Origin of the sequence: Stomatobaculum sp. F0698 (assembly GCF_030644385.1) — a bacterium.
Classification (GTDB): domain Bacteria; phylum Bacillota; class Clostridia; order Lachnospirales; family Lachnospiraceae; genus Moryella.
Genome location: NZ_CP130060.1, coordinates 1,761,887 through 1,783,879, shown reverse-complemented (window position 1 = coordinate 1,783,879; position 21,993 = coordinate 1,761,887). Strand labels below are relative to the sequence as shown.

General features: G+C 50.5%; 19 protein-coding genes. All 19 read left to right on the top strand.

Translation table 11 applies throughout. The features are described 5' to 3' along the window. Positions 1-2: 2 nt before the first annotated feature. Genes QU660_RS08155 through QU660_RS08065 form a run of 19 tightly spaced genes read left to right on the top strand, consistent with a single transcriptional unit; the run spans position 3 to position 21,972 of the window. Positions 3-1,652, top strand: a complete 1,650-nt coding sequence (locus QU660_RS08155) for an O-antigen ligase family protein (protein WP_304946027.1) — start codon at positions 3-5, stop codon at positions 1,650-1,652. A gap of 3 nt (positions 1,653-1,655) precedes the next feature. After that, a complete protein-coding gene (locus QU660_RS08150; protein ID WP_304946026.1) occupies positions 1,656-3,044 on the top strand; it encodes an exopolysaccharide biosynthesis polyprenyl glycosylphosphotransferase in 1,389 nt (462 codons plus the stop codon). Positions 3,045-3,079: 35 nt separating this feature from the next. Next, on the top strand, positions 3,080-4,213 hold the full coding sequence (locus QU660_RS08145; protein WP_304946025.1) for a glycosyltransferase: 1,134 nt from the start codon (positions 3,080-3,082) through the stop codon (positions 4,211-4,213). Then, positions 4,197-5,309 carry a glycosyltransferase gene (locus tag QU660_RS08140; RefSeq protein WP_304946024.1) on the top strand — a complete coding sequence of 371 codons (1,113 nt, stop codon included), beginning with the start codon at positions 4,197-4,199 and terminating at the stop codon, positions 5,307-5,309. The genes QU660_RS08145 and QU660_RS08140 overlap by 17 nt, the downstream gene beginning before the upstream one ends. Continuing rightward, positions 5,306-6,100, top strand: a complete 795-nt coding sequence (locus QU660_RS08135) for an ABC transporter permease (RefSeq protein WP_304946023.1) — start codon at positions 5,306-5,308, stop codon at positions 6,098-6,100. Before QU660_RS08140 ends, QU660_RS08135 begins: the two co-directional genes overlap by 4 nt. Positions 6,101-6,109: 9 nt before the next feature. Further along, positions 6,110-7,453 carry an ABC transporter ATP-binding protein gene (locus tag QU660_RS08130; RefSeq protein ID WP_304946022.1) on the top strand — a complete coding sequence of 448 codons (1,344 nt, stop codon included), beginning with the start codon at positions 6,110-6,112 and terminating at the stop codon, positions 7,451-7,453. Next, on the top strand, positions 7,443-8,690 hold the full coding sequence (locus tag QU660_RS08125; protein ID WP_304946021.1) for a class I SAM-dependent methyltransferase: 1,248 nt from the start codon (positions 7,443-7,445) through the stop codon (positions 8,688-8,690). The genes QU660_RS08130 and QU660_RS08125 overlap by 11 nt, the downstream gene beginning before the upstream one ends. Next, positions 8,687-9,904 (top strand): rhamnosyltransferase WsaF family glycosyltransferase, encoded by a 1,218-nt coding sequence (locus QU660_RS08120; protein WP_304946020.1) that lies wholly within the window; start codon positions 8,687-8,689, stop codon positions 9,902-9,904. Before QU660_RS08125 ends, QU660_RS08120 begins: the two co-directional genes overlap by 4 nt. Before the next feature lie 23 nt (positions 9,905-9,927). Then, positions 9,928-11,868 (top strand): hypothetical protein, encoded by a 1,941-nt coding sequence (locus QU660_RS08115; RefSeq protein ID WP_304946019.1) that lies wholly within the window; start codon positions 9,928-9,930, stop codon positions 11,866-11,868. A gap of 9 nt (positions 11,869-11,877) precedes the next feature. Further along, positions 11,878-12,264 carry a hypothetical protein gene (locus QU660_RS08110; RefSeq protein WP_304946018.1) on the top strand — a complete coding sequence of 129 codons (387 nt, stop codon included), beginning with the start codon at positions 11,878-11,880 and terminating at the stop codon, positions 12,262-12,264. 25 nt (positions 12,265-12,289) lie between these two features. Next, positions 12,290-13,849: a hypothetical protein gene (locus QU660_RS08105; RefSeq protein ID WP_304946017.1), complete on the top strand. Its 1,560-nt coding sequence runs from the start codon at positions 12,290-12,292 to the stop codon at positions 13,847-13,849. Positions 13,850-13,881: 32 nt separating this feature from the next. Beyond that, complete coding sequence (locus QU660_RS08100) at positions 13,882-14,322, top strand: hypothetical protein (protein WP_304946016.1); 441 nt, start codon at positions 13,882-13,884, stop codon at positions 14,320-14,322. A gap of 55 nt (positions 14,323-14,377) precedes the next feature. Beyond that, complete coding sequence (locus QU660_RS08095) at positions 14,378-16,006, top strand: hypothetical protein (RefSeq protein ID WP_304946015.1); 1,629 nt, start codon at positions 14,378-14,380, stop codon at positions 16,004-16,006. A gap of 43 nt (positions 16,007-16,049) precedes the next feature. Then, positions 16,050-17,699 (top strand): hypothetical protein, encoded by a 1,650-nt coding sequence (locus tag QU660_RS08090; RefSeq protein WP_304946014.1) that lies wholly within the window; start codon positions 16,050-16,052, stop codon positions 17,697-17,699. 23 nt (positions 17,700-17,722) lie between these two features. After that, the gene (locus QU660_RS08085) at positions 17,723-18,556 is read left to right on the top strand and encodes a glycosyltransferase family 2 protein (RefSeq protein ID WP_304946013.1); all 834 of its coding nucleotides are present in this window, start codon (positions 17,723-17,725) and stop codon (positions 18,554-18,556) included. Beyond that, positions 18,537-19,406, top strand: coding sequence for a hypothetical protein (locus QU660_RS08080; protein WP_304946012.1), 870 nt, complete (start codon positions 18,537-18,539; stop codon positions 19,404-19,406). Before QU660_RS08085 ends, QU660_RS08080 begins: the two co-directional genes overlap by 20 nt. Beyond that, positions 19,384-20,841 (top strand): hypothetical protein, encoded by a 1,458-nt coding sequence (locus QU660_RS08075; RefSeq protein WP_304946011.1) that lies wholly within the window; start codon positions 19,384-19,386, stop codon positions 20,839-20,841. The genes QU660_RS08080 and QU660_RS08075 overlap by 23 nt, the downstream gene beginning before the upstream one ends. Beyond that, on the top strand, positions 20,828-21,235 hold the full coding sequence (locus QU660_RS08070) for a capsular biosynthesis protein (protein WP_304946010.1): 408 nt from the start codon (positions 20,828-20,830) through the stop codon (positions 21,233-21,235). Before QU660_RS08075 ends, QU660_RS08070 begins: the two co-directional genes overlap by 14 nt. Further along, complete coding sequence (locus QU660_RS08065; RefSeq protein ID WP_304946009.1) at positions 21,232-21,972, top strand: glycosyltransferase family 2 protein; 741 nt, start codon at positions 21,232-21,234, stop codon at positions 21,970-21,972. Before QU660_RS08070 ends, QU660_RS08065 begins: the two co-directional genes overlap by 4 nt. Positions 21,973-21,993: the final 21 nt, after the last annotated feature.

Genomic DNA, 21,993 nt, shown 5'->3' with positions numbered 1-21,993 from the left:
ACATGGCTAAGAAAAAGAAGATAACAGGAAGCGCCGAGGCGCCGAAGAAGCAGGAGAACGCGGTTGCAAACACAAGTGCGCGGAAGATGCAGAGCGACACGCGCCCCGCATGGCTTGCGGGTGCATGGCTCATGCTCATATTCGGACTCTTCCCGCTGATTTTTACGGATCGCTATTTTAATATGCTGGAAACCAAGCTGGTCACCTTTGTCACGGTGTCCCTGCTCCTCTTGCTCTGCATGGGCGTGGTGTACTTGGACGGCGGACGGCAGTTTAAGCCTTTCGGAGATCGGAGCGATATGAACCGTGCCGATTGGGCGGTACTTGCCTTTTTCGGCTTTTCGTTGCTTGCGACCCTGCTCTCCGGGAAGTTCATGTACCAGGCACTGACCGGCATTGATGGGCGCTATGTGGGCTTTCTTTACATTGTGTTAATCACGCTGGTGTATTTTCTGGTGTCGCGAAATCTTGAATATTCGAAAAAGTACCTGACGATCTTTCTCGCGGTGGGTCTCGCGGTCTGCCTCCTCGGCTACAGCGATTTCTACAATCTGGATCTCCTGAACTTCCGGGCGGAGATGCTGCCGGAACAGTACGGTATGTTTATGTCAACCTTCGGCAACATCAACACCTACACGGTCTATGTGGCGTTGGTGGTCGCGGTTTCGGGCACCCTCTTTGCGCTGAGTGAGGAGAAGACAGGGCGCATCGGCTTTTACTACCTGGTCTATTTGGTATCGACCCTTGCGCTGATTACCGGCGCTTCGGACAACGCCTATTTAAGCCTTGCGGGCCTCTTCGGCGCACTGCCGTTCGCTGCCTTCCGAAGCAGAAAGGGAAGAGCGCGCTACTTCCTGCTGCTCTCGACCCTCATCCTCGCAATCTGCTACATTGCGGGTGTCAGCGTATCCATGGCGGGCAAGGTGCTTCCGCTCTACGGTCTGTTTCGCGTGCTCGGCGGCATACGCCCGCTTCCTTATCTCGGCGCGGTGCTCTGCATTGTTTCGCTTGCCCTTCTCTACCGGGAGCGGAACAAAGAAATCACGGAGAGCGCACACGCAAAACGCTGGATTCGCGGCTATATCGCCGTGCTCTGCCTTTCGCTGCTCGCGTTCATCGCAGTCTTCGCCTATGCGAACAGCCTGCCCTATGAGACGGTCAAAGAGAAGTTCGGCGGTCTCGCGGACTATTTAAAATTCCGCGACGAGTGGGGGACTTTCCGCGGCTACGTGTGGCGCGCAGGTATCGACGAGTACCTGCATCTCCCGATTTTAAACCGCATCTTCGGCAGCGGGCCCGATACCTTTGTGAGTTACATGGTCACGCACCGCTGGAACGAGATGAACTACATTGCGGGGCAGTACTATGATTCGGCCCACAACGAGTACATTCAGTATCTCTTTACCGTTGGCCCCTTCGGTCTGCTTGCGCACCTTAGCATCCTCGTGTTCAGCGTGAAGGCAGCCTTTCAAAAGGCGAGAGCGCTGAATGAAAAGCGGGACGGCAGCCTGCCGCGCGCGAACAGCGCCTATCTCTATGCAATCGGTGTTGCCATTGTCTGCTATGCCTGCCAGGCGTTTGTCAACATCAATGTCCCGGTTGCGGCACCGGTATTCTGGGGCCTCATTGCACTCGGACGAGCGGCGGAGTGATGTATGGAACAGATGGAACGCTATAAACGCCTGATTAAATTCGCGGCGGCGGCAGTTATCCTCGCCGTGGAAATCGGGCTCTACTACGTCCTTTGGACGCACTACTATAACCGCATCATCACGATGCCCTTCTGGCGCCGCGGCAACTGGTTTATGACCGGTCTCTACGCAATCATGCTGTTTGTCTTTCACAACCTCTACGGCGGCTTGAAGATAGGCTTCTTCCGGAAGAACAACATCATCTACTCGCAGTTCCTTGCGATACTCGCGACCAATGTATTCGGCTACCTCTTGCTCGCACTGGTGGAACGCCACTGGTACGTGCCGCTGCCCTTTGCCATTCTGACCGCAGTGGATATGGTGCTGGTCTTCTTCTGGGCCACCCTCTTCCAGTGGACCTATAACCTGCTCTTTCCGCCGCGGCAGCTCCTTTTAATCTACGGGAAGCGCTCGGTTGCGCACGTGCTTGAGAAGATGAACTCGCGGGACGATAAATACGTGCTCACCGCGGCCATCCATATCAGCGAGGGCGTAGAGCGCATCATGAAGGAAGTGCCGAAGTACGGCGGTGTGATTATAGGCGACCTCGGAAGCCATGATCGCAATCTGATCTTCAAGCGCTGTTATGACATGGATAAGCGCGTCTACATGATTCCGAAGATCAGCGATGTGCTGGTTAGGAGCTCGGATGAGCTAAAGCTCTTTGACACCGTGCTCTTGCTCTCAAGGAACGACGGCCTGCAGGTGGATCAGCTCTTCTGTAAGCGCGTGCTGGACATAATGAGCGCGGGTGCGCTCTTGCTCGTCAGCCTGCCATTTTTCCTCTTTATCGCAGTCGCGATTAAGCTTGAGGACGGCGGTCCGGTCTTCTATAAGCAGTGTCGCCTGACAAAGGGCGGAAAGACTTTTGATATCTTGAAGTTCCGCACCATGCGGGTCAACGCGGAGGCAGACGGCGTTGCCCGGCTCGCCGCGCAGGGCGATAACCGCATTACGAGAGTGGGCAACCTACTGCGTGCAACCAGACTCGATGAGCTCCCGCAGGTCCTCAATATCCTGAAAGGGGAGATGAGCATGGTAGGCCCGCGGCCGGAGCGCCCGGAAATTGCGGCCGAGTACAAGAAGGAAATTCCGGAGTTTGATTACCGTCTCAAGCTAAAGGCGGGACTCACCGGCTACGCGCAGATTTACGGCGTCTACAATACGACGCCCTATGACAAGCTGAAGCTCGATTTGATTTATATTCGCAACTATTCGATCTTTCTGGATTTAAAGCTCATTTTCATGACGCCGAAAATCCTCTTCATGAAAGAGAAGACCGAGGGCGTTGCGGAGGGGCAGCTTACAGCGGTGCAACAGACGGAGGATTTGAGCGGCGAGCTCAAACTCTGAGCGAAGCGTGAACTGCGAAAAGAGGAGGGAAAGAGATGAGCGGGAGCAAAAAGGCGCTGCTGGTCACAACCGTGAGCGGTTTTGTGCCGCAGTTTGAGATGAACAATGTGCGCCTCCTGCAGGAAAGAGGTTACGAAGTACATTACGCCTCCAATTTTGACATGCCCTCCTACGGGGACAATAACGACAGGTTAAAGGGCACCGGCATACGCTGTCACCAGATTGCGTTTGCGCGGGAGCCCTGGAACCGAAAGAATATGAGCGCCGTGCGAGAACTCACGGCGCTCATTCGCCGTGAGGGGGTTCACTTACTCCACTGTCACACCCCTATGGGAGCCGCCTGTGCGCGGATTGCGGCCGCACGAGCGAGTTTACATAACGTGATTTATACGGCGCACGGCTTTCATTTTTTTGACGGCGCGCCGAAGAAAAACTGGCTCATCTACTATCCGGTCGAAAAATTTTTGTCGCGCTACACGGACAGCCTGCTCTTAATTAATCGCGAGGACTATGTGCGCGCCAAGAAAAAGTTCTCTGCCCGCCACACAGATCTCCTGCCGGGCGTCGGCATCGACATAGAGGCCGTACAGCGCGGCAGTGCGGAAAGCGCAGGGCTCCGGGAGGAACTCGGCATTCTGCGGACGCAGCGCGTGCTGCTGACAGCCGGGGAGATGATACCGCGAAAAAACCAGGTGCTGCTCCTCGAAGTCTTGCGGCGCCTTAACGATACAACGTTATCGCTGGTCATCCTGGGACACGGAAAATTGCAGGATGAATTAAAGGCGAAAGCCAAGGCGCTCGGCGTGGAAGCGCAGGTGATATTTCCGGGCTACCGCACGGATGTGTTCCGCTTCTACGGAATAGCGGATTTATTCCTATTCCCCTCGTTGCAGGAGGGGCTGCCGGTTGCGGTCATGGAGGCGATGGCGGCAGGACTGCCGGTTCTTGCCTCCGCTGTGCGCGGAAACCGGGATTTAATACTGCCCGGTGAGGGCGGCGAATTACTGCCGCCGCACGCTGCGGAAGCCTGGGAGAAAAACGTAAGCATTTTGCTTCGGGATTGTAAGAAACGGGAGGCCTACGGACAGTATAATAGACTGCGGATCGGCGCGTTTTCCCGCGAAGAAAACGAAAAGAAAATGAGGGAAATTTATGCGCGCTACGACTGAGCATAAAGCTCTGGTGTTTCTGAAGTGCGAGGAGGACGGCTCTTCCTATTACCGCCTTTACCAATACCTTGCGGATAAACCCTGTCGTATGGTCAATATGACGCCGCGGTGGGTGTACCGCCTCTTTTACGGGCGGCGTTACGGCAAGGCAATGAAGCTTGCGCTAAAGCTCTTCATGGGAGGCATCACCTTCGGCACGACGCTCGGCGCAATGGCGCTGGATGCCCTTGTTTGGAAGTCGGAGGTTGTGATTTTAAACCGGCGCTTTTTTCCGCGTGCCTGTCCGCCTCTTCTCGCGGGACTTTTAAAACGCTATCTCCGCGGTAAGAAATTCTACTGGGACTTTGACGATAATATTGCGCTGGACGGCGAACTCTCTCGGGCCGAGAAGGCAGTGCTCGAAGAAGCGGCACGCAAAATCACCGTGACCGGCGATTACCTTAGGGAAACCGTAAGCGAAACCGCGCGAGAGAAGGTAGAGCTGCTTCCTACCACGGACCTCGCCTTTCGGCGCGAGGAGACAGAGAGTCTCCTTGCAAGCAAGGGAAGTGACGGTGCAGCGTTAAAACTACTCTGGCTCGGCACCCGCGATAACCTAAAGTATCTCGAAGCACTCATTCCGGCACTGGAGCAAGCCGCCGAAACGATTGTGCGGGATACAGGAAAGCGCCCGGAGTTACAGGTGGTCTCAAATGCACCGCTTACCGAGGAGACCAAGCAGCTTAAACTGCGAAACGTACCCTGGAGCCGCGAGCGCGGCATAGCAGCCCTCCGCGAAGCGGAGATAGGACTCATGCCGCTCGCGGAGAGCGCCTACACGCTCGGCAAGGGCGGCTTTAAGGCAATTCAATATATGTCGGCCGGAGTTGTTCCGATTCTCTCTCCGGTGGGCTATAATAAAACCGTGATAGAAGACGGCGTGAGCGGCTGTTTTGCCGCGGATAGCGGCGCGTTTGCGGCGCGCATTGCGGAACTCGCGGCGAATCCCGCGCGGCTTAAAACCATGGCGCGCGCGGCAAGAGAGCGCTTTGACAGCTGCTTTTCGCCGGAAGAGATACAGGCATTTTGGAATCGGGCAATTGGGGAGAGTGAATGAACAGACTTCGCGTTTTTTTTCAAAAAGATAAAAAGATGATCGGGAAGCTCATAAAGAACGACTTCAAGGCGCGGTACAGCGGCTCCTACCTCGGCGTGGTCTGGGGCATTGTGCAGCCGCTCATCACGGTACTCATTTACTGGTTTGTCTTTACCGTCGGCTTGCGGAACGGCGAGCGCCCGGACGGCACCCCCTATATCATCTGGATGATATCCGGTATTGTGGCCTGGTTTTTCTTTTCGGATGCGCTCGGCGCGGGCACCAATGCCTTTCTCGAGTACTCCTATCTCGTGAAAAAACTGAACTTCAACGTGGGGCTCATTCCGCTCGTGAAGGTAGGCACCTCGCTGATCATTCACGGCATCTTTCTCGGCATTGTGACCGTCATCCTGAACTTTTCGGGCTTTACGGCGGACTGGTACTATTTGCAACTCGCCTATTATATTTTCTGTAACTTCATGCTGGTCTTCGCCGTGGTGCTCTTTACTTCTTCGGTCACGGTCTACATGCGGGATGCTAGTCAGCTGGTGGGCATCTTCATCCAGATCGGTTTCTGGGCCATTCCGATTGTATGGGGCCCGGAGGTGCTGAGCGGCAAGCTGCGTCTTATTTTTCAGCTGAACCCGGTTTATTACCTGGTTGAGGGCTACCGGGATTCGCTCTATGCGCACATCCCCTTCTGGACCAAGCCCCTTTATACGCTCTACTTCTGGGCGGTCACAGGCGCGATTTTTGCGCTCGGTATGTACACCTTCCGGAAATTAAAACCGTACTTTGCAGACGTGCTCTGAGGATAAGCGATGAATCAAAACGAAAATGCCATTGAAGTGAGAGGCGTAAGCAAGTTCTATAACCTCTACGAGAGACCGCAGGACAGGGTCAAGGAACTGTTCTCGCTCACCAAGAAAAAATATCACACGCTCTATAAAGCCTTGGATCAGGTTTCCTTCACGGTGAAGAAGGGAGAGACCCTGGGTATCATCGGGCGGAACGGTGCGGGCAAGTCGACGCTCTTAAAGCTCATCACCGGTGTCATCACGCCGAGCGAGGGCAGCATAGAGACACATGGCGAAATTTCCGCTCTGCTCGAGCTCGGCACCGGTTTTAATCCGGAGTACACGGGCTATGAGAACATCTTCCTGAACGGCTCCATGCGCGGCTTCTCCGACGAGGAGATGCAGGAGAAAGTCAAGGAAATCGTGGACTTCGCGGACATCGGCGAGTACATGGGACAGCCGGTCAAGACCTATTCGAGCGGTATGTTTGCCCGTCTCGCCTTTGCGGTCATGATTAGCTTCAAACCGGAAATTCTGATTGTCGATGAGGCGCTTTCGGTCGGCGATATCTTCTTCCAGCAGAAGTGCAATACCTTCATGAAGGAGGAGATGAAGGGCGTCACCAAGCTCCTTGTGACCCACGACATGAACAGCATCGCGAATATGGCGGATCGCGTGATTTTAATCGATCGCGGAAAAATAATCCGCGAGGGTAAGCCGCTCGAGGTCATTGAGGATTATTTAAAGCTGCTCCACACGAGCGTATTTCAGAGCGAGGAGGCTGCCGCGAAGGATGAGGATGCGCGCTTAAACGCTGCCACAGAGGCAGAGGCGGAAGCACTCGCTTTGGAGGCCGCGGCCCGCGAAAAAGAAAAGGCGGAAATCGGCTGGGTCGATGCGCCGAAGGAGAGCATAGGCGGTGCGCAGGATATTTTAATCGATCGCTGTCGCATGCTGATTAACGGCGAGGCGGTGGATGTTGTAAAGCCGGGCGATGCGGTGCGGATCGAGCTTTTACTGCACGCGAAAAAAGATGCAGACAATATCATAATCGGCTATACTTTTAAGGATAAGTACGGAAACAGTATTTTTGCGCAGAGCACCCTCGGCGAGAATATTATGATAGAGGGTGTAAAGCAGGGTGAAGTGAGAAAAGCTTCTCTTTCCTTCCATTGGCCTGAAGTCAAGGAGGGCGATTATTTCCTGACCCTCGGCATAGGCGAGGGTTATGACCAGATGGTGCATACCGTGCAGTGTTGGGTGCACAGCGTGTTGCACGTGCAGGCAATCGCCTTAAAGCCCATGCACGGCATCATCAACCACGTGATTGAAGAATTCAAAATCGAGAGGATAGAGCATGAACCATGAAACCGACTGGGTCGTCTCAGACCCGCGATATGACGCAGATCAGTTAAACCCGAAGCTTAAATTTGCCTACTGGGAAGGGCATCGGGATTTTGCCTATGATTTATTGCAGTTTGTGCGGCCGGAGCGTCTGGTGGAACTCGGCAGTCAGTACGGCTGCTCGCTCTTTAGCTTCTGTCAGGCCGTGCGAGATTTTAAGCTGAATACCGAAATCAATGCAGTGGATATGTGGAGCGGCGATATCGGCGCGGAAATTACCGGCGAGGAAGTCTATGCACTCGTGCAGAAGACCGCCGCGACCTATTATCCGGAGGTAAACCTGCACCTCTTCCAGATGTGCTTTGACGATGCGCGCCCGAACTTTGCGGACAATTCAATCGACATTCTGCACATCGACGGCGGACACACCTTTGAGGACGTGGAGCACGACTTTACGACCTGGCTGCCCAAGCTAAAGGAGAACGGCATCGTCCTCTTCCACGATGTGTACAGCCCGATCGACCAGGGCTCCTGCGACCACTGGGAAAAGACCAAGAAGGAGTACGACTGCTACTTTGACTTTACGCACAGCTGCGGCCTCGGCATCCTCTTCCCGAAGGGACGCTACTGGTATGACAGACTCGAGGCAGCGGGCTTTTTCAAGTACTATAAGGACCTCTACTTCTACCGCTCCAAGTACAAGTACACGCAGGCGCGCTTTGACGAGTTGAAGGGCCTTTACGAGGAACGCTACCGCGCGATTGAGCAGCAGTCGAAGATGATTGATGAGCGGGATGCGCGGATTGCGGCGGATGAAAGATTGGTCGCCGAGAAGGATGCAGCGATTGCAAGCCAGACCAAGCTCATTGAGGAGCGCGATGCAACCATTGCGAGCCAGACCAAGATGATCGATGAGCGGGATGCGCGGATTGCGGCGGATGAGAAGCTGGTCGCCGAGAAGGATGCGGCGATTGCAAATCAATCTAAGATGATAGACGAGCGAGATGCGCGGATTGCGGCGGACGAAAAATTGGTCGCTGAAAAGGATGCGGCCATTGAGGCGCAGGCAAAGCTAATCGACGAGCGCGACCGCAGCTTAAACGAGGCACACAAGATTGCGGAGGAGAGACTCGGCATTGTGCAGCAGCAGGGCAATATCATTCTTACCCTGCAGCAGCAGAATGCGGAGTATGAGGCAATGATCAAGCGGCATTGGATGTCGCGTCTTGAGTTTCGGAGAAAGTACGGGGAGAAAAAATGAGAGCTGCGTGGGTACTGCCGTCGCTGATCGAGGGCTCCGGGGGACACAGAACCATACTCCAGAACGTGCAATACTTGATTCGCAAGGGTTATGAGTGCGATGTCTATGTGGAAGATAAGGGAGAAGTCAAGAATTCCGAGGAACTCCGCCGCCAGGCAGAGACCCTCTTCGGAAAGCACGACTGCCGCTTTATTCTGGGCTACGACATTCAGGGAGAGTACGACATCATCTTCGCGACTGCCTGGTTTACGGCCAAGGTGGTGCGGGACTGCAACAGTAAGGCTGTAAAAGCCTACTTCATTCAGGACTTTGAGGCGCTCTTTAACCCCATGGGCGACGGCTACATTCTCGCCTGCAATTCCTACGGCTACGGCTTAAAACCGGTCACCATAGGCCGTTGGCTTTCGCACAAGATGCAGACAGAGTACCACACGCCTTCCCGCTATTTCGATTTCTGCGCCGACCGGCGCATCTACCGTCCGCTGCCGGAAGCAAAGAAGGAACACGCCATCTGCTTTGTCTATCAGCCCGATAAGCCGCGCCGCTGCAGTGTGCTCGGCATTGAGGCGCTCGGCATTGTGAAGTTCCTGCGCCCGGATGTGAAAATCTATCTCTACGGCTCGAACATCAAGGGGAATGTCTGGTTTGAACACGAGAACCTGGGCATCATCCCGCTTGAAAAGTGCAATGCGCTTTACAATAAGTGCGAGGTGGGACTCTGCATCAGCTCTTCGAACCCCTCGCGCATTCCCTTTGAGATGATGGCGGCCGGTCTGCCGGTCGTGGATCTCTACATGGAAAATAACTTCTTCGACATGCCGAACGAGGGCGTGCGCCTCGCGCACACCACGCCGGAGTCGATTGCCCAGGCTTTGATTGAGATTTTAGATCACCCGGAACAAGCGGCCCAAATGTCCGAGGCGGGCAAGCGCTACATGGCGGATAAGGATCTGGAGTACGGCTTTGAGCAGTTCTATGCGGCGGTCAGCGACATGGCGGCGCGCCGGGAACCGGCAGAGCCCGCGGTTTACGACAGAAGCTATACGCGCCCTGCCGTCTCGGCGGATGTGGTCATGGACGAGAAACTTGCGGAGCAGAGCTATGCACCGCCGGTCATCGTTGATAATTCGCTCTTCGGGCGCCTCAAGCGGGTCGGCTTTATTCGTAAGAGCAAACTGCTCCGCAAGCTCTGGTATAAGCTGCGGGGACTGTAAACAAGGAAAGGAGCTTCGCGCAAATGCAAAGCTATGAGCTCATATCACTGGATATCTGGGATACCATCTTGCGGAGAGATTGCCATCCGGATGCCATCAAGGTGGAGACCGCGGCCGCACTTTTGGAGCAGCGCGGGGACTTACTCAAGGAGGAGTACCGGAGTGCAAGGGCGCTGTTTCGTCTGCGCCAGACGGTAGAGCGTGATTTGGGGCAGCAGAGCACTGCGCAGGGCTTTGACGATGAGTACGAGATTCACGCGGTTTTCCGCGAAGTATTGGTGCGCGCGTTTCTTGAGACCCATCCCGAGGAAGAACTGAGCGCGCTGACCGAGCGCCTCGTGGCGGAGGAACTCGCCGCAGAGAAGCGGCACATCTACCTGGATCCCGGCATTGAGGCAAAGATTGACAGCATTCCCCACAAGAGACTGGTCTGTATTTCGGATTTTTATGCGGGCGAAGCATTCCTTCGGGAGTTAATTGAGGCGGCGGGTTTTTCGAAGCCCTTGGAGCGGGTGCTGGTGTCCTGCGATTTTCGCGTCAATAAGCGCTCGGGACGCCTTTTTGAGGAGGCAGAGAAGCTGCTCGGCGTCACACCGGCGGAGCACATGCACCTCGGAGACAATGCCTACAGCGATGCGGAAGTCCCGAAGCGGCTCGGCATTGCGGCAGAGCGCTATCTGCCCGCGGAGGAGCACAAAAGAAGAGAGGAGCGGGAGCGGAACTTTGTCGGAGACACGAAAAAGCCGCTGCAGTACCCGGGCGCGCCGCTCAGCGGCAGCGATGATGTGAGCCTCTTCTTCTACGGCTTTGTCCGGAACCTCGCGGAAGAGGTAAGGGCAAGGGACATCAAGAAAATTTACTTCTTTACGCGCGAGGGCGAGTTCTACAAGGAGATTTACGACGCGATGGCCGCAGTCTCAAAGCGCGCCTACCCGAAGTCCTATCTCCTTGAGGTGAGCCGCCTTGCGACCTTCATGCCCTCACTCCGCGAAATCAGCACAAAGGAACTCATGCGGCTCTGGAACCAGTATTCCGTGCAGTCCATGCAGGCGCTCTTCACCTCGCTCGGCGTGGATTTGGAGTCTGTGCGGGAGTTCCTTCAAAAGCATGAAATTCCGGCGGAAGAGGTGATCACCTATCCCTGGCAGGATGAAAGAGTACAGGCGCTCTTTGCGGATCAGGCTTTTTTAGAGTGCATGGAAGCGGAGCGGGACGAAAAGCGTGCGCTTCTGCTTTCCTACTGCGCGGAGCGGGATTTATGCGGCGCGGAAGAGGAAATTGCGATTGTGGACATCGGCTGGAGGGGCACCATTCAGGATAACCTCTGTCACCTCTTCCCGAAGACCAAGATGCTGGGCTTCTATATCGGCTTGATTCCCTTCCTGAACGAGCAGCCCGAGAACGCGGAAAAGCGCGGTTACATTGACGCCTTCCGCTCGGCACGGGCACTCATGACGGTTTCCACGCCCTTTGAGATGATATGCAATTCGCCGAACGGCAGCACCGTCGGCTATAGCGCGAAGGATGGGAAAATCGTGGCACTTCGAAACTGCGAGCAGGAGGAGGATGCCATCTTCTTCTCTTACACAAAAGCACTGCAAAAACACATTATCGAAACCTGCGCGGCGCTGTGCATTTACTGCGAAAATCAGCTTGTGACCGAGTTTGAACTCCGTCCGCTCGCCTGGGAGTCTTTAAAGCGCTTCATCTACGAGCCGAAGCGGGAGACCGTGAATGCCTACTTTGCGCTGCGCCACAACGAGGAGTTCGGTGTTGGCAGCTATGTGGACCGGAGCACACGCTTCCGCCCGGTCTTAATGGCGCTTGCGCTGGTCAGTAAAAAGAAGCGGCAGGAATTCAAGGACTTTCTCCGCGACACAACCTGGCCGCAGGGCTATCTCACCAAGTACCGGCTGTATCCGCTGATCGGTATGTACAACCGCATTTTGGAACAATATTACTGAGGGAGAGCTATGAAGAAGAAAATAGCAATGGCATTCTTGCTGGCGACGCTCGCGGCGACGCCTGCATACGCAGCGGAAGTACAGGATTTCGGCACGGCGGGAAATGTCAGCGTGCAGCAGCAGCCGAATGACAACGGCGGGAGCGATGACTGGATTGTCGTGAGCCCGGGCGAGAGCGGCAGAGGCGTCAAGATTGTCGATGAGAACGGCAAGGCTGTGGTCTCCGTGGACCGCTACGGCGGTGTCTACGTGGACGGCAAGCTCTATGTGAACGGCAAAGAGTACAAGGAAGATGACAGCATGAAGGCTGTTTTTACGCCGATTAACGGCTTTCTGTATGCGGCGGTGATATTTTCTCTTTTGCTGAATCTGATTCGGTTCTCAAAGAAAGGATGACAGAATTTTTGTCTTTCGGTGGGGAATGATGGGATGGAAGAGGCTTTCAAAAACAGATCTTGTTCGTTTAGCGGTTCTGTTGGTTTATTTGCCTTTCTCGCTATATTTCGATTGGCAGCATTTTAACTTTTCGGAGAGAAGTTCATACCTGTTATATGCAGTGTGTAAATTAGTGCAGCTTTTTTTGCTGTACCTATTTTTGGGACAGGCAATAACTGCTTTGCGGAAGAAGCGAATAGAAGATAAGTTTCGCTTGGCATTGTTGATTTTCGCGGTACTTCTTGTGGGGCTGCTTCTGCTTTGGCCCGGTAATTGGGTGGAAGTCGACGAATTCAGTATTTTGAAGCACTCTGCACTTGTTTTAAAAGTTCATTACAATCAAGGACTGTTTGCAACTGCTATCCATATTGTGGCACTGATGTTTTTCTTCCATCGAGGTTCGATTGTGTTATTTCAATGTGCGCTGGCCTCATGGATTTATGCAGATTTGATTCAGCAATGTAGAGTCATAACAGGCAGAAAAGCTCGTTTTATATCAGTACTGCTGTTTAGTCCGGTTTCATTGTACTATCTGTACCAGCCTATGAGGACTTTCCTTTTTGGAATTCTGCTTATCCTGTTTCTCCAGCGTTATCTGGTACTTTGGAATTGTGGGGAAAAGATAGAATTTCGACGAGAGATTCTGTGGCTTAATTTGTTGGTCAGTGGACTTGTGTGTATACGAACGGAGATTAAATTCTTGCTTGTTTTTTATCCGTTCATGTTGGCTGCTCTCTTGTTGAAGAGAAAGCGTACGTTTGTAAAGCCTGTACTGACGGCAATGATGATTATGCTGTTGAGCATTACGGGTTATTCAGTCTGCGAGAGAAGCTTTGCAGGAGGAGATTCGCCGGTTGCCCTCAGTTTCATTATGCCGATTTATACTATATTTCAGGATCCGAAGTTTAACTGGGAAGAACATCGGGAGGAAGTGGAGGCAATCGATAAGGTCTATGCGATAGAAGATATCATGACCAAGACAAACCGGGCTTATACGCTGGTAAAACCGAGAACGAACTATACAGAGAGGGACATGACTCGGTTTTTGCGGAGCAGTACAAAGCTGATCATGAGCTACCCGCAAGATTTTTTGCGCTGCCGTTGGAATGAATTTGTGATTTCCGTAGGCTTTGATAGCGAAGCAGGGTATCTGCAGACGACAGAAAATGTGAATGCGGAAAATTTGAAGGACTGGGATGTCGACATTTCGCCGCTGAAGGTTAAGACATTGAATTCAGGGCTACGTAATAGAGTATCGAAATTTCTGGGGGGACAGTTCACTGTATTCGGAATAAACATAAATTTTGTGTTTTGGGCATTATGGATTCCGATTGTATTGACCGCAGAGTTATTCTTGGTATCTCTATGGGAGCGACGTTTCGATTTTTCGCTGGTTCTCCTCGTCTTGTTAATTGAACTTATCTGCATTATCTTAACAGCGCCGGTGAAATATGCGATGTACTATTTCGCAAATTATTTGGGAGGATGGTACTTCCTCTATTTATATTGCCACGTTCCCAAAAGAAGCGAATCAGACTTGCCGTGATTCTATTTTAAGTACAGGAAAACCCATGAGGCATGAAAATAACGGATACTATAGAGTTGAGACAAAATTGGAAGGAAAGACAAACAATGAAAAAAGGTTTGGTAATCGGCTTGTTGGCTGGAATGCTTGTGGCAACTCCGGCTCATGCCGCAACTGTGCAGGACTTTGGTAGTGCGGGGAGTGTTCGAATCGAACAAGAGTCCGATGGAAACGATAGTGGTGATGAGTGGATTGTTATTACTCCCGGCGAGAGCGGTAGGGGGGTGCAGATTTTAAACGAGACCGGGAAAGCCTCCGTTGTTGTGGATAGGTACGGCGGAATTTACGTGAATGGCAAATTTGTTGTGAACGGCCAAGAATACCGTGAGCATGATGATACGCGAGCGATATTTACTCCGATTAACGGAATGTTATATGCAGCGGTACTATTCTCAATTTTGATGAGTTTTATGCGTTTTAGAAGGAAAGATTAATTAGCAAAGATGGTGTCTTTCCTACGAGGGGTGTCTACAAAGGGGGGTAAGAATCATGGAGATGAAAAGTAAGCAAGAGGATGGTTTGATGCTACTGCTAGCCGCTGGGATAGGAGTAGCTCAATGGTTGTTCTTAACCCTGAGCGGTGCAGACAAGATGTTTTTTACGGAAACACCGGAACTGCCTGCAGGAATTGTATGGGCGACTCGCTTCTGCTCGCTTGGAATGCTGTGTGCGTTTTGGTCGTTTCTGGCACATGCTGTTCTGAAAATCAGATCCGGAGATAAGAGATGGATCAGAGGAGCAAAAATATTTGCAGTGTATTTTTCAATTCAGATGATATTGCTCCTTATTCTTTGGCCCGGAACTTGGGCCTGGGATGATGTTTCAACGCTTCTTTTTACAAAAGCTTATCGCTTAAATGCATGGCAGCATATTTTTACGAGTTTATTTTATATTTGTTGTGCACATATTCTTCCGTTTCCCGGGGGGATTATTTTCATACAAAATGTAATCATTGCTTTTTGTCTCCCTACCATACTGGTGATTGCAGAAGAAGACCTTGGGTTAAAGAGACTTACTAATCCAATCGCTGATATTGTTGTGAAACTTTTCCCGTTTTTGCTTCCTCCGGTCGTGATTTATCAATTCGGTGGATATCGAACAGGATTGTTGATATATTTGGAGGTTTTGGCGGTTGTATTGGTTGCGAAGTTCTTGAAGCAAAGACAATGCAAACGAGCAGGCATGATTGCATTTGCAATCATGATCGGAGTGATCTCCGAATGGAGAAGTGAGAACATCATCTATATGATTCTCGGGATAATCGCAATTGTCGCGTTGACTAAGAACACGATACCGGAGCGCATGGTAGCAATCGTGCTTTGTATTATGGTCTTTGGCTCAATTCACCATGTGGAAAAAGCCTATATGGGAAGTAGCTATTATTACTTGATTCGTTCCTCGATACTTCCGGCGGTTGAGTTAATGAAAGCAGCAGATCCGGTTCGCGACCAAGAAGAAATCCGAAAGATGGCCCCAATCATTCATCCGGAGATACTAAAAGAGAATCCAAATGCGGATGGTTATTATGTGTGGGATCAAGAGAGAATCTATGAGATAGATATCTCGAAAGAAATGTATGATGACTATATGGATGGAATGGTACAGTTAGCGTTTAAGTATCCGCATGTTCTCTGGAAGGAACGCTCAGACAGATTTGCAGGAGCAATCGGACTACGTGGTTCTACTGTACAGGTCTCCAGTATAAGCTATGCAGTGCATCTTATGGACATAGGACAAAATGAGTGGTACGAGGCCTGGAGAGCAACAAAACATTCGGGTATAAGACCTGTGTTTCCGGAGACTCGTAAGAACTTTATTTATCTGTTGGGGCAGCAAAAACCTGATACGATACCGGAACCCTTGTTTTATGTCTTCTGGAATGGTGTAATTCCTACGATTTTTATCCTTATCGCATTTTTGTTTGCGATACTGCGAAAAAAGTGGATAATGTTTTTGATTACAGGGTTTTTCTTAGCAAAGACTGTAATTATATTTGCTGCCGAGTCAGGTTCTCTGTTTATGTATTATCTCCCGCAATATGTTGTTGGTTATATGCTTCTTTCTGCTGGAATAGTCATGCTGCTTAACAAGGGCAGAACAATGAAGAACATTGTGTAATGTTATAAGGAACACATACAGAACAAGCATGCTGAGGAAGGAAATGAGTAATTGTTATCGTATTAAGTATCCGCTAGTCATTGCGGTTGTTCAGTGGTTTATTACGACAATACTTCAAGTGGACAGAGCATTTTTTACATACGATCAGGAGACGCTTTATTTTGTGCTCACAAAGATATTATATTTGGTGTTTTTGATCCTGATCTGGTGCTTTATATTTGAGGTGCATGAGAAAGTAAAGCAGAATGACAAGGATTGGAAAAGAGGTGTAAGTATTTTCTTGCCCTATTTTACGATTTTGATGATTATGCTACTAATTCTCTGGCCTGGGACATGGGCTTATGATGATTTGCTGACTTTAACAGATATTTCTTCATATGGCATGTGGTGCCCATGGCAAAATATATTGACTGGAGCGTATCAAGATGTGTTGTTGCAAATATTACCTTTTCCCGGAGGAATAATATTTTTGCAGAACACAATCATTTCTCTTTGTGTTGCGTTCTCAGTCGTAAAGATTGAAAAAGTGTTTGGAATCCCCGCTATTTCTAATCCTGTCTTGGATATTGTTATTAAGTTATTACCATTTCTTCTTCCTCCGATATTGATGTATCAGTTTTCAGGATATCGAATGGGAATATATGTGTACTTAGAATTGGTAATGCTTGTGATTCTGATTGGCTTGAATAAAACAAAGAGTAAGTGGGGGTGGAAGAAGGTATTACTTTTTTCAGTCATCTGTAGCATTATTTCCACTTGGAGAACTGAATCTTTCATCTATGTACCAGCGACATGTGTTTTACTTTTATTTGTAAGAAAAGATGTTATCTCGAAGCAGAAGAAGGTTATATGTATTTCACTGATTATTATGGGGTTTCTGGGAATCACACGATTTCAGAATTGGGCACTGGGAGATTCCAGCTATGAAGTGATTAGTTTAATGAGACCTTGTGTTGAGGTGGTACGTCACGCGGACACGGTGAGAGATGCGAAAGAATTGGAAGCGATAGATAAGGTCGCTGATATTAAAATCATTATGGATAATCCCGGAGTAAACGGTGAAACTATGTATTGGAATACCGCATGTATTAGGAACCATAATGACAATCCAAATGATGATTATAATTCGAAGGATTATCAAGAGTTCCGTAAGGCCTTCGTAGCACTCTCTCTGAAGTATCCTAATGTGGTTTTAAAAGAAAGATGGAGTTTATTTATCAGAGCATCAGGAATAACGGGAGACAGTTTAATCAATGCAGGATTTGCAGCAAGATTATTTGACGCAGATAATGATGAGCAAGCAGTTAGGGCTGTGTTAAATAAAGGTTGGTTTGCCAACTTACCAGTGTTCAAGGGGTTCAGGGCGAGATTTATTGAGACCCTTGGAATTACTAGTGAAGCCAATATATTTGCCGTTGTGCTAAAGCGAGTAATATGGAACTCTATTATTCCCGAGTTGATTCTTATCTGTGACTGGATTGGGATATGTATTAGAAAAAGGTGGTATTTGGCGGGGATTTTTGCAACCGTCCTTCTAAAGCTTCCGATTATTTTTCTTACGGAGCCATCGTACTGGATTATGTATGTCCTATCTTTTTATCTGTTGGGATACGTTGTGTTGGTGTTTGGTATCCTAAAATGGAAACTCAGAGAAAAAGCGCAAAAAGATTACTCAGTGGATTATAGTCTATAAATGAGGGGGGGGTAAGATAAATAATGAATAGAATTCTTTTGTTTATCCCGATGTATAACTGCGAGAAGCAGATTGTCCGTGTTCTGGGGCAGTTGAAGCCGGAGGTTTGCCGGGAATTAACAGAGGTTATTGTCGTGAACAATCGGAGCACGGATAACGGTGAGGAAGCGGCCATGCGTTATCTGGAAGAGCACCCGTTGCCCATTCCGGTATCCTTGCTCAGAAATGATGATAACTATGGCTTGGGAGGTTCCCACAAGGTCGCATTTGAATATGCCATGGAGCATGAGTTTGACTATGTGATTGTGCTGCACGGTGATGACCAGGGAGATATTGCGAATATTCTGCCGCACTTACAGAGTCGGGTATACCGAAAGTACGATTGCTTCCTCGGCGCTCGCTTCATGCGCGGATCCAAGCTGCAAGGCTACTCGGCCTTCAGAACCTTCGGAAACCGGGTTTATAATCTCTTGTTCTCAATCGGTACCGGGAGACGCATCTATGACCTTGGTTCCGGCTTAAACATGTACAAGGTTTCGAGCCTCAAAAGCCGTTTCTATGAGAAGTACAAGGATAACCTCATGTTCAATTACTGCATGATTCTCGGTTCTTCCTATTACCGCCAGAACATGCGCTTCTTCCCGATACTTTGGAGAGAAGACGATCAGGTCTCGAATGTCAAGATGGTCAATCAGGCCATTGTCGTGCTGAAGCTTCTGGGAAGCTATATCGTGAACCGCAAGGGCTTTATTGCTGCGGAGCATAGAGACAAACTGATTGGCGCGTATACCGCGAAAACGGTTTACACGAATCGGAAGGACAAAGAGAACGGCGACCATGAAGCAGAAAACGTATAAACTTCTCAATATCCTGGTGTTGCTGCTCACCGTGCTGCTCCTCAGCAGAGCCTTGCTGCACAGGAATTTTTCCTTTGCCTTGCACAGCCCGCTGATTTTTGTAATCATGCTGGGAACTGCGGTGCTGGTGCATGCCATTAAGGCCTTTCGCCTCTATCTGGAGTTATTGGATCGGAAACTGCCCTTTGGACTCTTCCTCAGGCAGTACTGTAAAATTACGCCGGTCAGCATGATATTGCCGTTAAAGGCAGGAGATTTGTTCCGCTGCTATTGCTATGGCTACTATATCGGTGACTGGATGTATGGCATTGCAGTGATTCTTCTTGACCGCTTTGTGGATACGGCGGCATTGATGACGGTGCTGATTTTATTTGTATTGCCGCTTGGCAATGCGATGCCGGCGGTTTCTTTTGTCTTGCTTGCAGTGCTGTTTGCGTTGAGTTTTATCTATTTTGCGCTTCCGGGGCTCTGCCAGTACTGGAATCGTTATTTGATTGCGGGGAGAGGCAGCAAGCGGAAGCTGTTTGCATTGACTGTTTTAGCGCGTTTGCAGGCAGCATACCGGGACATTCACCGGGTGGTACAGGGAAAGTTTTTACTCAGCTATATGCTGTCGGTGGCTGCTTGGCTTATTGAAATCGGAGGGCTGGCACTCACCGCATCCATACTGCGCGCGGATTTGGGACGGGCAATGTCGGCCTATTTGCTCGGTGCGATGTGGGGCGGAAAGACCGATTATCTGAGCGGCATTATCTTAATCGGAACGGTGTCCTTGCTGCTCTTTTATCTCGGTGCGCTGATTTTTGTGGGAAGAAAGGAACGGGCAGATGAAGCTTATCGTAATCTTTGATGACACAGTCCGGAAGAGCGAGGTCATAGAGGATGTGATCGGTGAGAAGGGCTTTTCGGAGGTGGTTGTCAAGCGGCAGCGCCTCGGAGAGCGCTTCCGGCAGCAGCTTCTGGCATATTTTCCGGAGATGGAGTGGCAGGTGGTGCGCTCTGTCTTTGCGTTTAATGCGTTATTAGAGCAGTTCGAAGAGCAGACGGCGGAGCCGGTTCACATTCTACATATGTTTGCGAATTATATTATCAGCGATGCGGAGTGGGCAAAACTCTCGTTTCAGAAACTGCCCTTTATTGCAGAGAATTACCGGATGACTGTACGGGATGAGGCTGCAGGCTTAATGTTCGCGGATACAAAGTCGTATCGGACATTTCTGGAGCGTGTTTGCAAAGAGGGAAGTTCGGCGACAGCCGGACGAACGGTTTCAAATTCGTTCCCGGCGGACGGACTTGTCAATATCGGCGATGTCTTTAACTTTATCCGCTGCATCACGGGAAATTTTGACGCGCGCTATTTTAATTCGCTTGAAGAAAAGGAATATACGCTGACCAAGCGTTCCACCAATAAGAAGAAGATTAAGGCAGAGTACAGTTTCTATCATCTCTTGCCGGATGACATGAAGAGGTGGTTTGTTCTGCCCTTTAACTACCAAGAAGATGAAAAGAGTGCCTCTTATACGATGGAGCGCCTCTATATGACAGACCTCGCGATTAAGTGGGTGCACGGCTCGATCGGCGAGGAGGAGTTTCGACGTCTGCTTGACATGTACTTTAACTTCTTCAAAGAGCGTCATGCGAAGGCGGTCAGCCAAGAAGAATATCAGAAAACGGCAGATTCCCTTTACATCGAAAAGGTAGAGAGTCGTATTGAAGACCTGAAGAAACTCGAGAGTTACGGGCACATTGCGGCGCTCTTACAGGCCGGTACCGGTGAGAGCATTGACGATATTAAGGCGCGCTACTTTGCACTGAAACAGCAGGTGGAGTCGCGTGTTCGAATGGAGCCGGTCAGTGTAATCGGCCACGGCGATCCCTGCTTCGCAAATGCGATGTACAACAAGGCGACCAGAATGCTCAAGTTCATCGATCCGAAGGGCGCGCTCACGGAAGAGGAACTCTGGACCAATCCGTATTACGATCTCGCAAAGCTTAGTCATTCGATTTGCGGCAATTACGATTTTTTCAACAACGCGCTTTATGAGATTTCTATTAACCGTGCGTTTCAGGCAGAGTTGAAGCTCGGCTTTGACAATGCACAGTATAAAAAATGGTTCCGGGAAAAAGCGGAAGCGTCCGGATATCACTATCTGCTGATTCGTCTCTATGAGGCTTCGCTCTTTCTCTCGATGTTGCCGCTGCACATCGACAACCCGCATAAGGTCTTCGGCTTTATCCTGAATGCGAGGAACATTTTGGAGGAGATTCGGAATGAACTACAGTGAGTATTCGTTCGTCTTTGATATAGACGGCACGATTTGCCCCATCAAGAAAAAGGGCGAGAAGTATGAGGATCTCGTACCCTTTGCCGAGGTGGTGGAAAAAATGCGTGTCTACCACGAGGCCGGGGCAAAGATTGTTCTCTTCACCTCGCGCAACATGAACTCGTATCAGGGAAATCTGGGATTGATCAATAAGAATACGGCGCGTGTGTTGACCGACTGGCTTGAGAAGTGGAACATCCCCTATGACGAGATTTTCTACGGAAAGCCCTGGCCGGGACACAAGGGCTTTTATGTGGATGACCGTTCCGTTAGGCCGGATGAGTTTTTGGGCTATACGCCGGAAGAACTGGAAGAACGCTGTGAGGCATCGCGTGTAAAGGGGGAGGAGAGATGAAGAATCTGGACATTGTGATCACAATGGGAGGACTTGGGTCTCGTTTCCGGAAGGCCGGCTATACGGTTCCGAAGTTCATGATTGAGACGCGCGGAAAGACTTTATTTGAGTGGTCTATTCTAAGTCTGCAGGGCTATGCCGAATGCGCGGCGCGTTATATTTTCATTGCGATGCGCGACGAAAGTGCGGATGTTGAGGGCTTTATTGAGCAGCAATGCGCTGCGCTCGGCATTTCGGATTATAAGCTTTTGTTGCTCGACTATCTGACCGACGGACAGGCGACAACCGCAAAGCTGGCCTCCCAATACTGGAATCCGGAGCATGGCCTGCTCGTCTATAACATTGATACTTATGTGGTGCCGGGCGCAATGAATGCGGCGGAATTAAAGGGTGACGGTTTTATTCCCTGCTTCCTCGGCGAGGGAGATCACTGGAGTTTTGTGCGCCTTGATGAGACCGGAAAAGCGGTTGAGGTGCGAGAAAAGAAGAGAATCTCGGAGAACTGCACCTTGGGAGCCTATTACTTCAAGAGCTGCGCTCTCTATGAGAGACTGTATGATGAGTTCTACGCGAATGAGGGCAACCTTGAAAAGGGTGAAAAATACATTGCGCCCATGTATAACTATCTGATTGAACAGGGCGGAGAAGTGTACATCTCCCGCGTACCGAAGGAGGCTGTACACGTGCTCGGTACGCCGGAAGAAGTGAAGGCTTTTGAGCAGGCAGCTTTGGACTGAACAGAGTGAATGAAGCAGAGT

Excerpts from the sequence above, each read along its gene's own strand:
- QU660_RS08155 (WP_304946027.1), top strand. The coding sequence starts at position 3 with ATGGCTAAGAAAAAGAAGATAACAGGAAGCGCCGAGGCGCCGAAGAAG.
- QU660_RS08150 (WP_304946026.1), top strand. The coding sequence starts at position 1,656 with ATGGAACAGATGGAACGCTATAAACGCCTGATTAAATTCGCGGCGGCG.
- QU660_RS08145 (WP_304946025.1), top strand. The coding sequence starts at position 3,080 with ATGAGCGGGAGCAAAAAGGCGCTGCTGGTCACAACCGTGAGCGGTTTT.
- QU660_RS08140 (WP_304946024.1), top strand. The coding sequence starts at position 4,197 with ATGCGCGCTACGACTGAGCATAAAGCTCTGGTGTTTCTGAAGTGCGAG.
- QU660_RS08135 (WP_304946023.1), top strand. The coding sequence starts at position 5,306 with ATGAACAGACTTCGCGTTTTTTTTCAAAAAGATAAAAAGATGATCGGG.
- QU660_RS08130 (WP_304946022.1), top strand. The coding sequence starts at position 6,110 with ATGAATCAAAACGAAAATGCCATTGAAGTGAGAGGCGTAAGCAAGTTC.
- QU660_RS08125 (WP_304946021.1), top strand. The coding sequence starts at position 7,443 with ATGAACCATGAAACCGACTGGGTCGTCTCAGACCCGCGATATGACGCA.
- QU660_RS08120 (WP_304946020.1), top strand. The coding sequence starts at position 8,687 with ATGAGAGCTGCGTGGGTACTGCCGTCGCTGATCGAGGGCTCCGGGGGA.
- QU660_RS08115 (WP_304946019.1), top strand. The coding sequence starts at position 9,928 with ATGCAAAGCTATGAGCTCATATCACTGGATATCTGGGATACCATCTTG.
- QU660_RS08110 (WP_304946018.1), top strand. The coding sequence starts at position 11,878 with ATGAAGAAGAAAATAGCAATGGCATTCTTGCTGGCGACGCTCGCGGCG.
- QU660_RS08105 (WP_304946017.1), top strand. The coding sequence starts at position 12,290 with ATGATGGGATGGAAGAGGCTTTCAAAAACAGATCTTGTTCGTTTAGCG.
- QU660_RS08100 (WP_304946016.1), top strand. The coding sequence starts at position 13,882 with ATGAAAATAACGGATACTATAGAGTTGAGACAAAATTGGAAGGAAAGA.
- QU660_RS08095 (WP_304946015.1), top strand. The coding sequence starts at position 14,378 with ATGGAGATGAAAAGTAAGCAAGAGGATGGTTTGATGCTACTGCTAGCC.
- QU660_RS08090 (WP_304946014.1), top strand. The coding sequence starts at position 16,050 with ATGAGTAATTGTTATCGTATTAAGTATCCGCTAGTCATTGCGGTTGTT.
- QU660_RS08085 (WP_304946013.1), top strand. The coding sequence starts at position 17,723 with ATGAATAGAATTCTTTTGTTTATCCCGATGTATAACTGCGAGAAGCAG.
- QU660_RS08080 (WP_304946012.1), top strand. The coding sequence starts at position 18,537 with ATGAAGCAGAAAACGTATAAACTTCTCAATATCCTGGTGTTGCTGCTC.
- QU660_RS08075 (WP_304946011.1), top strand. The coding sequence starts at position 19,384 with ATGAAGCTTATCGTAATCTTTGATGACACAGTCCGGAAGAGCGAGGTC.
- QU660_RS08070 (WP_304946010.1), top strand. The coding sequence starts at position 20,828 with ATGAACTACAGTGAGTATTCGTTCGTCTTTGATATAGACGGCACGATT.
- QU660_RS08065 (WP_304946009.1), top strand. The coding sequence starts at position 21,232 with ATGAAGAATCTGGACATTGTGATCACAATGGGAGGACTTGGGTCTCGT.